10 protein-coding genes and 1 pseudogene are annotated in these 12,642 nt (G+C 55.9%); 8 read left to right on the top strand and 3 right to left on the bottom strand.

The window, feature by feature from the left end; translation table 11 throughout:
• The first annotated feature begins 105 nt into the window (after window positions 1-105).
• Entirely contained in the window at window positions 106-1,227 is a 1,122-nt protein-coding gene (locus H7R56_RS18430) for a ribosomal protein uL16 3-hydroxylase (protein ID WP_106928125.1), read from the top strand.
• Between the two features lie 50 nt (window positions 1,228-1,277).
• Here H7R56_RS18430 and H7R56_RS27725 read toward each other — a convergent pair.
• A pseudogene (locus H7R56_RS27725) lies at window positions 1,278-1,505 on the bottom strand (hypothetical protein); the annotation flags it as partial.
• 84 nt (window positions 1,506-1,589) lie between these two features.
• Here H7R56_RS27725 and H7R56_RS18425 point away from each other — a divergent pair.
• The 7 genes from H7R56_RS18425 to tauD all read left to right on the top strand — a co-directional run bounded on the left by H7R56_RS18425 (window position 1,590) and on the right by tauD (window position 9,419).
• Window positions 1,590-3,140: a bifunctional metallophosphatase/5'-nucleotidase gene (locus tag H7R56_RS18425; RefSeq protein ID WP_106928123.1), complete on the top strand. Its 1,551-nt coding sequence runs from the start codon at window positions 1,590-1,592 to the stop codon at window positions 3,138-3,140.
• Between the two features lie 298 nt (window positions 3,141-3,438).
• On the top strand, window positions 3,439-4,848 hold the full coding sequence (mmuP, locus tag H7R56_RS18420) for an S-methylmethionine permease (RefSeq protein WP_106928121.1): 1,410 nt from the start codon (window positions 3,439-3,441) through the stop codon (window positions 4,846-4,848).
• A complete protein-coding gene (gene mmuM, locus H7R56_RS18415; RefSeq protein ID WP_106928119.1) occupies window positions 4,835-5,767 on the top strand; it encodes a homocysteine S-methyltransferase in 933 nt (310 codons plus the stop codon). Before mmuP ends, mmuM begins: the two co-directional genes overlap by 14 nt.
• A gap of 236 nt (window positions 5,768-6,003) precedes the next feature.
• Window positions 6,004-6,969, top strand: a complete 966-nt coding sequence (gene tauA, locus H7R56_RS18410) for a taurine ABC transporter substrate-binding protein (protein ID WP_106928117.1) — start codon at window positions 6,004-6,006, stop codon at window positions 6,967-6,969.
• A 10-nt stretch (window positions 6,970-6,979) separates the two neighbouring features.
• Window positions 6,980-7,747 carry a taurine ABC transporter ATP-binding subunit gene (tauB, locus tag H7R56_RS18405; protein WP_106928115.1) on the top strand — a complete coding sequence of 256 codons (768 nt, stop codon included), beginning with the start codon at window positions 6,980-6,982 and terminating at the stop codon, window positions 7,745-7,747.
• On the top strand, window positions 7,744-8,571 hold the full coding sequence (gene tauC / locus H7R56_RS18400; RefSeq protein WP_106928113.1) for a taurine ABC transporter permease TauC: 828 nt from the start codon (window positions 7,744-7,746) through the stop codon (window positions 8,569-8,571). The genes tauB and tauC overlap by 4 nt, the downstream gene beginning before the upstream one ends.
• Entirely contained in the window at window positions 8,568-9,419 is an 852-nt protein-coding gene (tauD, locus tag H7R56_RS18395) for a taurine dioxygenase (RefSeq protein WP_106928110.1), read from the top strand. The genes tauC and tauD overlap by 4 nt, the downstream gene beginning before the upstream one ends.
• Window positions 9,420-9,515: 96 nt before the next feature.
• Here tauD and H7R56_RS18390 read toward each other — a convergent pair whose 3' ends face one another.
• Window positions 9,516-11,222 carry a bifunctional ornithine lipid synthase OlsF gene (locus tag H7R56_RS18390; RefSeq protein ID WP_106928108.1) on the bottom strand — a complete coding sequence of 569 codons (1,707 nt, stop codon included), beginning with the start codon at window positions 11,220-11,222 and terminating at the stop codon, window positions 9,516-9,518.
• 111 nt (window positions 11,223-11,333) lie between these two features.
• The gene (gene hemB / locus H7R56_RS18385) at window positions 11,334-12,308 is read right to left on the bottom strand and encodes a porphobilinogen synthase (RefSeq protein WP_065357864.1); all 975 of its coding nucleotides are present in this window, start codon (window positions 12,306-12,308) and stop codon (window positions 11,334-11,336) included.
• Window positions 12,309-12,642 lie beyond the last annotated feature (334 nt).

Genomic DNA, 12,642 nt, shown 5'->3' with positions numbered 1-12,642 from the left:
CAAAGACATCGGCGATGTGTGCATCCACAGTTGATTCATCACAAGGCGGATGCCGGGTAGCCCTCTTTATAATCAGGGCTACCCCTCTACTGATGGTATGAAAATATGGCTTATCAACTCAACCTTAACTGGCCGGAGTTTCTGGAAAAATACTGGCAGAAGCAGCCGGTAGTGTTAAAAAATGCGTTCCCGAATTTTGTCGACCCGATTACGCCTGACGAGCTGGCCGGTCTGGCCATGGAAATGGAAGTCGACAGCCGACTGGTGAGCCATATTGACGGCAAATGGCAGGCGAGTAACGGCCCGTTTGAAGATTTTGACCACCTGGGGGAGAAAAACTGGTCGCTGCTGGCGCAGGCGGTCAACCACTGGCACGAGCCTTCTGCCGAGCTGGTACGCCCGTTCCGCGCGCTGCCGGACTGGCGGCTGGACGACCTGATGATCTCCTTCTCGGTACCGGGTGGCGGCGTTGGGCCGCACATCGACCCGTACGATGTGTTTATCATTCAGGGGATGGGACGCCGTCGCTGGCGCGTGGGTGATGCGCTGCCGTTAAAACAGCACTGCCCGCATCCGGCCCTGCTGCACGTTGAGCCGTTTACCCCCATTATCGACGTAGAAATGGCGCCGGGCGACATTCTTTATATTCCACCAGGATTCCCGCACGACGGCTATACCTACGAAGACACGCTGAACTACTCCGTCGGCTTCCGCGGGCCGAACGGTCGCGAGCTGATCAGCAGCTTTGCCGACTACGTGCTGGAGAACGATCTGGGCGAGAAATACTACACCGATCCGGATCTCACCTGCCGTGAACACGTGGGTAAAGTGGAAGACCATGAGCTTGAACGTCTGCGCACGATGATGATCGATATGATCCGCCAGCCGAACGATTTTAAACAGTGGTTTGGCAGTTTTGTGACGACGCCGCGCCATGAGCTGGATATTGCCCCTGCGGAGCCTGCGTATACGCCAGAAGAGGTGGCGACGGCGCTGGAAGCGGGAGAAACGCTGCGTCGCCTCAACGGTCTGCGGGTGCTGAATGTCGGCGATAGCGTTTTTATTAATAGCGAGAAGCTGGAAACCTGCGCGCCGCAGGCCGCAGATGCGCTGTGTCGCTATACCGAACTGGATAAATCCCACTTCGGTGAAGCGCTGGCGAACCCGGCGTTTATTGCTGAGCTGACGGATTTGATTAACCAGGGCTACTGGTTCTTCGACGAGTAAGCCCAGGCTTTCGGGGGGGAGGGGAGGACCCTCACCCCGAAAGAGAGATATAACCATTCACTAAATTGCTGTTCATCAAACAGAGCTGAATAGCGCCCGCACGCTCGGCAGTGTAATGCAGGATACCCCAGTCTATAGTTTGGCCAGTTGGCATCTGCCGATGTAGATATCGGTAGTCCTGAATTACGGCAGCTGAATGTCTTACCAGTATTAATAAATAAAGTTGACGCAGCCCACCAACGATTTTGGTAGGTTGCTGACTTTATCTTATTGCTCATGGCTGGATGTGTGAACAGCCGCACATAAAAAAACCTTTCTGAATGTAAATTAACAAACCTTTATATAACTGAACGGAACTCGCTATGAAAATAAAGGCACTGACTGCCGGTATTCTACTCGCATTACCTTTTTGGGTTTGTGCGAAGAATGTGACTATTTATTATACCAATGACCTCCATGCTCATGTTTCTCCAGGCAAAATTCCTGCCGTTGACAAGGCGCGTGCAGTAGGTGGTTTTGCTAATATTGCGACCCTCGTTAATGATGCCAGGAAAGAAAGTAAAGATGTATTTTTCTTTGATGCGGGAGACTATTTTACTGGGCCCTATATCAGTACCCTGACCAAAGGTGAAGCAATTATTGATATAATGAATACAATGCCTTTTGATGCGGTATCAGTGGGCAACCACGAATTTGATCATGGCGTTGATAACATGGTTAAGCAGTTATCAAAAGCGAACTTTCCCATTTTACTGGGGAATGTATTCTATACGAATAGTGACAAGCCGGTCTGGAATAAACCCTGGACGATTGTCGAAAAAGATGGCATAAAAATTGGCGTAATAGGGGTGCATCAAAAATTTGCATTTTATGATACGGTCGCGGCTAAGGCCTATGCTGGTTCGGAAGCTCGTGATGAAGGGCCTTATATCCAAAAAGGGCTTGATGAATTAAAAGGTAAGGTTGATATCATTGTACTGCTTATCCACGAAGGGACACCAGCGCGCCAATCCAGTTATGGAAGTAAAGACGTAGCCAGAATGCTGCAAGCCGATATCGATACCGCAAAGAAATTTGAAGGTATCGATGTGCTAATCACAGGACACGCTCATGTGGGCACTCCCGAACCCATTAAAGTCAATAACACGCTGGTTGTGTCAACGGATGCGTATGGTACCGATGTTGGTAAGTTAGTGTTGGATTTTAACCCTCAGACGAAAAAAATTGATGGCTACAGCGGTAAATTAATCACCGTGTTTGCTGATGAATATAAACCCGATCCAAAAGTGCAAGCTAAGATTGATGAGTGGAATACTAAGTTAAAAAACATCACTGACCAGATTATTGGGTCGGCAACCGCGCCATTCACTCGTGCTTATGGGGAATCATCGCCCGTTGGTAACTTAGTTCTCGATGCTATGATGGCTAAAGCACCGGATGCTGTCGCAGGATTCCAAAACAGTGGCGGCATGCGCGCTGATTTTCCACAAGGAAATTTAAAGTACGGTGATATTATTACAACCTTCCCGTTTAATAACGAACTGGTTGAAATGGATCTGACTGGAAAAGATCTCATCAATTTAATGATTCATGCAACCAACCTCACCAATGGTGTTTTGCAAGTGTCAAAAAATGTGCATGTTGAATATGATAGCAAAAAACCTCTTGGCGATCGGTTGATTAAATTTACTATTAATAATCAACCTATAGAATCAACGAAAACTTATCGAGTTGTCACACACTCATTTTGTGCGACTGGCGGCGATGGTTTTGAGTCATTTTTAAATGGAAAAAATGTAAAAACAATTAGCGGCACGACCTCTGCAGAGTCAATCATTGATTATGTCAAAACGTATAGCCCCGTAAAACCCGATCTTGAAAAGAGGGTGACGGATGTGAGTTCATTAAAGTAATACTGGCTTGGTGATAAAAATATAATATGAAGGGAAAATAGAAGCTTATTTTTCATCTTTCTTTTATTTAAATGTCCTATGATATGTTTGTGGGGCAATATCCCATCAATCCTGTAATAATGGGATATCAATAATTTAATTATTGTCTTTCTTTCAATTTTGATGATGCAATCCATTCTATGGATTGCATCGTTTGCTTGAGTCGATCGTCGTTGGCCGTTTTGCAATTTACACACAATCGTTGTATAACTGCCTTCTGATTTGGATGTTTAGATGTCCATACGTTTAGAAGGTAATAATGCAAAACACAACACAACAACAAGGTGGGCAGCTCAAGCGCACCATGAAAACCCGCCACCTGATTATGCTGTCGCTGGGTGGCGTGATTGGCACAGGGCTTTTTTTTAATACCGGCTATATCATCTCGACGACCGGCGCGGCAGGTACGCTGCTGGCCTATCTTATTGGCGCGCTGGTGGTCTGGCTGGTGATGCAGTGCCTCGGTGAGCTGTCGGTGGCCATGCCGGAAACGGGCGCGTTTCACCTTTACGCGTCGCGCTATCTTGGCCCGGCAACCGGCTACACCGTTGCCTGGCTCTACTGGCTGACGTGGACGGTTGCGCTGGGTTCCAGCTTTACCGCCGCCGGGTTCTGTATGCAGTACTGGTTCCCCCAGGTGCCGGTGTGGATCTGGTGCCTGCTGTTCTGCGTGCTGATTTTCGGCCTTAACGTTATCTCGACCCGCTTCTTTGCCGAAGGTGAATTCTGGTTCTCGCTGGTGAAGGTGATTACCATCATCGCGTTTATCGTACTGGGCGGCGCGGCTATCTTTGGGTTTATCCCGATGCAGGACGGTTCACCCGCGCCGGGGCTGCATAACCTCACCGCCGAGGGCTGGTTCCCGCACGGCGGGCTGCCGATTCTGATGACCATGGTAGCTGTCAACTTTGCTTTTTCCGGCACCGAGCTTATCGGTATCGCCGCCGGGGAAACCGAGAACCCGCACAAAGTGATCCCGGTGGCGATTCGCACCACCATCGCGCGGTTAATTATTTTCTTTATCGGCACCGTATTCGTGCTGGCCGCGCTGATCCCGATGCAGCAGGCAGGGGTCGAAAAAAGCCCGTTCGTGCTGGTATTTGAGAAAGTGGGTATTCCTTACGCAGCGGATATCTTCAACTTCGTGATCCTGACGGCGATTCTGTCGGCGGCCAACTCCGGCCTGTACGCGTCCGGGCGGATGCTGTGGTCGCTGTCCAACGAACGGACGCTGCCGCGCTGCTTCTCGCGGGTGACGCAAAACGGCGTGCCGCTGGTGGCGCTGTCGGTGAGTATGCTCGGCGGCCTGCTGGCGCTGTTCTCCAGCATTGTCGCGCCGGATACTGTGTTTGTGGCGCTGTCGGCGATTTCCGGTTTTGCGGTGGTGGCGGTATGGATTAGTATCTGCGCCTCACACTTTGTTTTCCGCCGCCGTCACTTACAGCAGGGCAAAGCGCTGAGCGAGCTCCACTATCGCGCGCCGTGGTACCCCGCGGTACCGGTGCTCGGGTTTGTGCTCTGCGTCGTGGCCTGTCTGGGGCTGGCCTTTGACCCGTCGCAGCGTATTGCGCTGTGGTGCGGGATTCCATTTGTGGCGCTGTGCTATGGTGCCTATTACTTAACGCGTTCACGTCAGACCCAACAGGAGCCGCAGCATGCCGCTGAATAATCCGTTAACCGCCATTCTGAGCGATCGCCCGTTTGTACTGCTCGATGGTGCAATGGCCACCGAACTGGAGGCGCGCGGATGCGACCTCGCAGACAGCCTGTGGTCGGCAAAAGTGCTGATGGAAAACCCGCAGCTGATTTATGACGTACACCTCGACTACTTCCGTGCCGGGGCGCAGGTGGCCATCACCGCCAGCTACCAGGCTACGCCGGATGGCTTTGCCGCTCGCGGGCTGGATGAAAGCCAGTCGCGGGCGCTGATTGCCAAAAGCGTCGAGCTGGCGCGCCAGGCACGCGATGCCTATCAGGCTGAAGATCCGACGGCGAAAGGGCTGCTGATTGCCGGTTCCGTTGGGCCTTACGGTGCTTATCTGGCGGACGGTTCGGAGTACCGCGGTGATTATCAGCGCAGTGCCCAGGTATTCCAGGACTTCCACCGCCCGCGCGTTGAGGCGTTGCTGGAGGCGGGCGTTGACCTGCTGGCCTGTGAAACGTTGCCATCGTTTGACGAGATTCGCGCTCTGGCGCAGCTGCTGGCGGAGTATCCGGTGGCTCAGGCGTGGTTCTCTTTCACCCTGCGCGATGCGCAGCATCTTAGCGACGGCACGCCGATACGTGACGTGATTGCGCTGCTGGCGGACTATCCGCAAATTCTGGCGGTAGGTATTAACTGCATCGCGCTGGAAAACACCGTTGATGCGCTGGAATACCTGCACAGCCAGACGCCGTTGCCGCTGGTGGTCTACCCGAATTCAGGTGAGCACTACGATGCGGTGAGCAAAACCTGGCATCACCACGGCGAGGCCTGCGCCACGCTGGAAGGCTACCTGCCGCAGTGGCTGGCCGCGGGAGCGAAACTGATTGGCGGGTGCTGTCGCACCACGCCAAAAGATATTGCGGCGCTGAAAGCCCATTGCTGAACTGAGTACACGTAGGCCTGATAAGCGCAGCGCCATCAGGCGCTCCGGCGCAGATAGCCGGATGGCGGCATAGCCTTATCCGGCCTACATGACCACAGTGAATCCCGCCTACAGACTATCCTTTGCCATTTTTCTTCTAAAAACGAATTGGAATTAACAAGCATTTTTAATTCCTTTATCAAACACCCCACGCCAATAAATACTGCCCATATAACAAGACATGGGAGCAGGACATTATGGCAATCGCATCGCGTTTCACCGTTATCGCCGCTACGCTGGCACTGTTGGCCTTCCAGGCGCAGGCCGTGGACGTCACCATCGCTTATCAAACCTCCGCCGAGCCCGCCAAAGTGGCGCAGGCGGACAACACCTTCGAAAAACTGAGCGGCGCGAAGCCGGACTGGCGCAAGTTTGACAGCGGCGCCAGCATCGTCCGCGCGCTGGCCTCCGGCGACGTACAGATTGGCAACCTCGGCTCCAGCCCGCTGGCGGTCGCCGCGAGCCAGCAGGTACCGATTGAGGTGTTCCTGCTGGCCTCAAAGCTGGGCAATTCTGAAGCGCTGGTGGTGAAAAAGGGGATAACGAAGCCGGAAGATCTGATCGGTAAACGCATCGCCGTGCCGTTTATTTCTACCACCCACTACAGCCTGCTGGCGGCGCTCAAACACTGGGGCATCAAGCCTGGTCAGGTACAAATTCTCAACCTCCAGCCGCCGGCGATTATTGCCGCCTGGCAACGTGGCGACATTGACGGCGCCTACGTGTGGGCACCGGCGGTGAATGCGCTGGAAAAAGACGGCACCGTGTTGACCGACTCGTCGCAGGTCGGCGAGTGGGGCGCGCCGACGCTTGACGTGTGGGTGGTGCGCAAAGATTTTGCTGAGAAACACCCGGACGTGGTGAAGGCTTTCGCCAAAAGCGCGATTGACGCCCAGCGCGGCTATATCGATAACCCAGAACAATGGCTGGCGCAGCCGGACAATATCAACAAGCTGGCGCGTTTGAGCGGCGTACCGGCATCGGACGTACCGGGGCTGGTGAAGGGGAATACCTATCTGACCGCTGAACAGCAGGCGCAGGCGCTGAATGGCCCGGTCAACAAAGCCATCGTCGACACCGCGCAGTTCCTCAAAGAGCAGGGCAAAGTCCCGGCGGTGGCGGGCGATTATCGCCAGTATGTGACCGACCGTTTTGTGAAGTAAGGAGGCCATGATGCTGCAAATCTCGCATCTCAGCGCCGAGTACGGCGGCAAACCGGCGCTGGAGGATATCGATCTCACGCTGGACAGCGGGGAGCTGCTGGTCGTGCTCGGCCCGTCCGGCTGCGGCAAAACGACGCTGCTGAACCTGATTGCCGGATTCGTGCCGTATCAGCACGGCAGCATCATCCTCGACGGAAAACGCGTGAGCGGGCCGGGAGCCGATCGCGGTGTGGTCTTTCAGAATGAGGGCCTTCTCCCGTGGCGCAATGTGCAGGATAACGTCGCATTAGGGCTACAGCTGGCAGGCGTTAACAAAGAGGCACGCCGCGAGACGGCGGCGCAGATGCTGAAAAAGGTCGGGCTGGAAGGCGCGGAAAAACGCTTTATCTGGCAGCTCTCCGGCGGCCAGCGTCAGCGCGTTGGCATAGCCCGGGCGCTGGCCGCCAACCCACAGCTGCTGCTGTTGGATGAGCCGTTCGGCGCGCTTGACGCCTTTACCCGCGAGCAGATGCAGACGTTGCTGCTGCGGCTGTGGCATGAGACGGGTAAGAAAGTGCTGCTGATTACCCACGATATTGAAGAAGCGGTGTTTATGGCAACCGAGCTGGTTCTGCTGTCGCCGGGGCCGGGTCGCGTGCTGGAACGTTTGCCGCTCGACTTCGCCCGCCGCTTTGTGGCCGGTGAATCCTGCCGCAGCATTAAATCCGACCCGCGGTTTATTGAACAGCGCGAGTACGTGCTGAGCCGGGTGTTTGAACAACGGGAGGCCTTCTCATGAGCGTGGTGATTAACGATAAACCGCGCCAGCGCGCGCTGGCGCTACGCTGGCCGTTTTCGCGCCATCTGACCCTGAGCGTGCTCACCCTGGCGGTGCTGCTGGTGGTGTGGTGGGCGGTGGCGGCCGCGCAGCTGATAAGCCCGCTGTTTCTGCCATCGCCCGTACAGGTACTGACTAAGCTGCTGACCATCGCCAGCCCGCAGGGCTTTATGGACGCCACGCTGTGGCAGCATCTGGCGGCAAGCCTGGGACGGATTCTGGTGGCCCTGCTGGCGGCAACGATCGTCGGGATCCCGGTGGGCATCGCGATGGGATTAAGCCCGACCGTACGCGGGATCCTCGATCCGATTATCGAACTGTATCGCCCGGTGCCGCCGCTGGCCTATCTGCCGCTGATGGTTATCTGGTTTGGTATTGGCGAAACGTCGAAAATCTTACTGATTTATCTGGCTATTTTCGCACCGGTCGCTATGTCGGCGCTGGCGGGAGTGAAGAGTGCGCAGCAGGTGCGTATCCGCGCCGCGCAGTCGCTGGGCGCCAGCCGCGCGCAGGTGCTGTGGTGGGTGATTTTACCGGGGGCACTGCCGGAAATATTAACCGGCCTGCGCATTGGTTTAGGCGTTGGCTGGTCGACGCTGGTGGCCGCCGAGCTTATTGCCGCCACCCGCGGCCTGGGCTTTATGGTGCAATCCGCCGGGGAGTTTTTAGCGACCGATGTGGTGCTGGCAGGTATTGCCGTTATTGCAATAATCGCTTTTGGTCTGGAACTGGGTCTGCGTGCGCTTCAGCGTCGCCTGACCCCCTGGCATGGAGAAGTACAATGAGTGAACGTCTGGCGATAACCCCGCTGGGGCCTTACATCGGCGCGCAGGTTTCCGGTGCGGATCTTACCCGCCCGCTGAGCGACAATCAGTTTGAACAGCTGTACCACGCCGTGCTGCGCCATCAGGTAGTCTTTTTGCGCGAGCAGCAGATTACCCCCGAACAGCAGCGCGCGCTGGCCCAGCGTTTCGGTGATTTGCATATTCACCCGGTGTATCCCCATGCGCCGGGCGTGGAAGAGATTATTGTCCTGGATACCCACGACGATAATCCGCCGGATAACGATAACTGGCACACCGACGTCACCTTTATCGAGACGCCGCCTGCCGGGGCGATTCTGGCGGCGAAGGAGCTGCCATCTACCGGCGGCGATACCCTGTGGACCAGCGGCATTGCCGCCTTTGAGGCGCTCTCCGCGCCGCTGCAGGCGTTGCTGAGCGGTCTGCGCGCCGAGCACGACTTCCGTAAATCGTTCCAGGAATACAAATACCGTAAAAACGAAGAGGAGCACCAGCGCTGGCTGGAGGCGGTGGCAAAACACCCACCGCTGCTACACCCGGTGGTGCGCACGCATCCGGTGACCGGCAAGCAGGCGCTGTTCGTTAACGAAGGCTTTACTACCCGAATTGTTGATGTGACGGAGAAAGAGAGCGAGGCGCTGCTGGGCTTCCTGTTTGCCCACCTGACGAAGCCGGAGTTTCAGGTGCGCTGGCGCTGGCAGCCGAACGACGTGGCCATTTGGGATAACCGCGTCACGCAGCATTACGCCAACGCCGATTATCTGCCGCAGCGACGCATTATGCACCGGGCGACCATTCTGGGAGATAAGCCGTTTTATCGTGCGCCGTGAGTTCCTGACAGGCGCCGATTGTCGGCCGGATAAGCGTAGCGCCATCCGGCATAATACGGCACCGTGCCGGATGGCGGCGTAAACGCCCTGTCCGGCCTACAAACCTAAATGCGCGCCGATATACCGCTGATACCGATTCGCCTTCAGATAGGTTAAATCCACCAGCACCAGCCCATCCACGCAGTTGTTAAACGCCGGATCGCTGCCAAAATCGATAAACTGTACGCCGCCGGGTTCACAGACTTCTGAATACTGTTTGTAGAGCGGTGGAATGGCGCAGCCGAGGTTGCCCAGCAGCGATTTCAACCGCGTCAGATCGTCGCTGTAGTCTTCTCCGCCAAACTGCGCCAGCACGTCGGGTAGCGACGCCGGGTAAGGACGGCGCGATTCGGCCAGCGGATGCGTGGCCGGGAACCACAGACGATAAAACGCCACCAGCAGATCGCGCGCCGACGGCGGCAGGCCGCCGGAAATCGATACCGGGCCGAACAGATAGCGATAGTGCGGGTAGCGCGCCAGGTAGGCGCCGATGCCGGACCACAGGTAGTCCAGCCCGCGTCGGCCCCAGTAGCGCGGCTGAATAAAGCTGCGCCCCAGCTCAATGCCGTGCTGGAGAATGTCGTCCATGCGTCGATCGTAGTGGAACAGGCTGTAGCTGTAGATGCCTTCCAGGCCGCGCTTTTCCAGCTGCATCGCGGTGGGCATAAAGCGGTAGGCGCCGACAATTTCCAGATCGTCTTCATCCCACAGAATCAAATGCAGATAGTCATCATCATAGCCGTCCACATCGCGGCGCTTGCCGCTGCCTTCGCCTACGGCACGAAAGGCAATCTCACGCAGCCGGCCCAGCTCGCGCAGCAGCGGCGCCTCTTCCTGGCCGTTGCGCTGCCACAAATAGATGGCCTTACCGTCCGCGGTGCGTCCCAGACATTCCGCCTGGCTCAGTTCACGCTTGAGCAGAGCGCGGGGCTCCGGGCGGGCGATGGCGCTTTCGGTTTTAAACACCCCCGGCAGGCCCTTGCCGAGGCGCTGTACGTGACGGTAGCAGCGCTCGGTCATCTCGCGCGGGGTGGACTGCGCGTTAAACCACGCAGATCCGCTAATTTGTTCGCCGATTGTCACCGGCAGACGGCTGTTACGCCGCCGGAACATCTGCTGCATGAGCAGCAGCAGCGGCAGATTTTTAGACAGCAGTGCGCTGACGTAAAACAGCGCGCTGTTGTGCGCATCAATCCACACGGGCAGCAGCGGGGCGCGGTATTTTGCGGCCAGTTTGATGAATCCCGAGTGCCATTTTTTGTCGCGGATACCGCGAGGCGTCAGGCGCGAAACTTCGCCGGCTGGGAAGAAGATCAGCACGCCGCCGTTGTGCAGCTGGTTGTCCATTTGCTGGAGCGCCGATTTTGCGGTGCGGCCATTGATGTTATCCACCGGGATAAACAGCGAACTCAGCGGCCCAAGATGGGTCAGCATACGATTAGTGACGACTTTAACGTCGCGGCGAACGCGGGAGACGGCATAGAGCAGCGCCAGGCCGTCGAGGGTGCCGGTAGGGTGGTTGGCGATAATCACCAGCGGGCCCTGCTCGGGGATTTGTTCCAGGCTACGTACCGGGATATCGCAGTGGATATTGAGGTGCTCCAGCACCTGCTCGACCGTATCCAGCCCCTTCAGGTGGCGATGGAGGTCGGCGAATTGCTGAAATTCGGCTTCATGCAGCAGCGTACGCAGTATTTTCTTTTGCCAGGGGGCAGGCCTTGCTTCCGGCCACAGGTCGTCGATAACGTTGTCGAGACTAAACATAGCGGCTCCTCCTCTGTCCTGCTGTGACAGTAGAAGCGCGAGATGTCGTTTAGATGGCGGTTTGGTGACGTTTTATGACAAAACGCCCCGCAAAGCGGGGCGTTAAGGGGATTAACGCAGAATTTTCTTTTCGGCTAAATCGAGGGCGAAATAACTAAAGATGAGATCCGCGCCCGCGCGTTTAATGGCGCCAAGGCTTTCGAGGACCACTTTTTCTTCGTCAATGGCGCCAGCCTGGGCGGCGAATTTGATCATCGCGTATTCGCCGCTGACCTGGTAGGCGCCAATAGGCAACTCGGTGCGCTCGCGGATATCGCGCAGGATATCAAGGTATGCGCCAGCCGGTTTGACCATCAGGCAGTCGGCGCCCTGGGCTTCATCCAGCAGAGACTCACGGATCGCCTCGCGGCGGTTCATCGGGTTCATCTGGTAGGTTTTACGGTCGCCCTTCAGCGCGGTACCCGCCGCTTCACGGAACGGGCCGTAGAAAGAAGACGCGAATTTGGTGGAGTAGGACATAATGGCGGTATCGGTAAAGCCCGCCGCGTCCAGCGCCTGGCGAATGGCCTGCACCTGACCGTCCATGGCGGCAGAAGGGGCGATAAAGTCCGCGCCCGCCGCGGCGGCTACGACCGCCTGTTTGCCGAGGTTGGCCAGCGTCAGGTCGTTGTCCACGCCGTGATCGCACAGCACGCCGCAGTGGCCGTGCGATGTGTATTCGCAGAAGCAGGTGTCGGACATGACGATCATTTCCGGCACGGTTTGTTTGCAGATGCGCGACATGCGCGCCACCAGACCGTCTTCTTTCCACGCATCGCTGCCGGTATCGTCGGTATGGTGTGAAATTCCAAAGGTCATCACCGAGCGAATACCGGCGTTAGCAATGCGTTCAATTTCGCGCGCCAGATGTTTTTCTGGAATGCGCATCACGCCCGGCATGGCTTCGATGGCTTTGTAATCGTTGATTTCTTCTTCAACAAAGATCGGCAACACCAGGTCGTTTAAGCTCAGTGTTGTCTCTTCAAACATAGCGCGCAGCGCAGCGGATTTGCGCAGGCGGCGGGGGCGATGGAGTAAGTCTGTCATGGTATGCCTGATGTTTGTGAAACAAGGACGTCTATTGTAACCGAATCAGGGAGAAGATGTTTTACTAAAGTGGTGGTTTTACGTGACGTACGGCCCGGCGGGCGCCGGAGGCATGACGTTATTCCTTAACGCCTGTTGCGGGACATAAATAATTAATATCTATTGCTTCACCTGAATGTATTTTTAATATTTATTGCATTATTGACCTGGGGGCGAAATAACGTTGACTGAAACCTTTTTTTGATTTTTTTTACTGTACTCAGAGTGAAAGTTTTTTATTATGTTGAGCAGGTGCTTTTTCGGACCTTGAGCATACAGAGTCGGACTGTTTTCT

Source organism: Klebsiella sp. WP3-W18-ESBL-02 (assembly GCF_014168815.1).
Taxonomy (GTDB): Bacteria; Pseudomonadota; Gammaproteobacteria; order Enterobacterales; family Enterobacteriaceae; genus Kluyvera; species Kluyvera ascorbata_B.
This window is presented reverse-complemented; position numbering and strand designations above follow the sequence as displayed.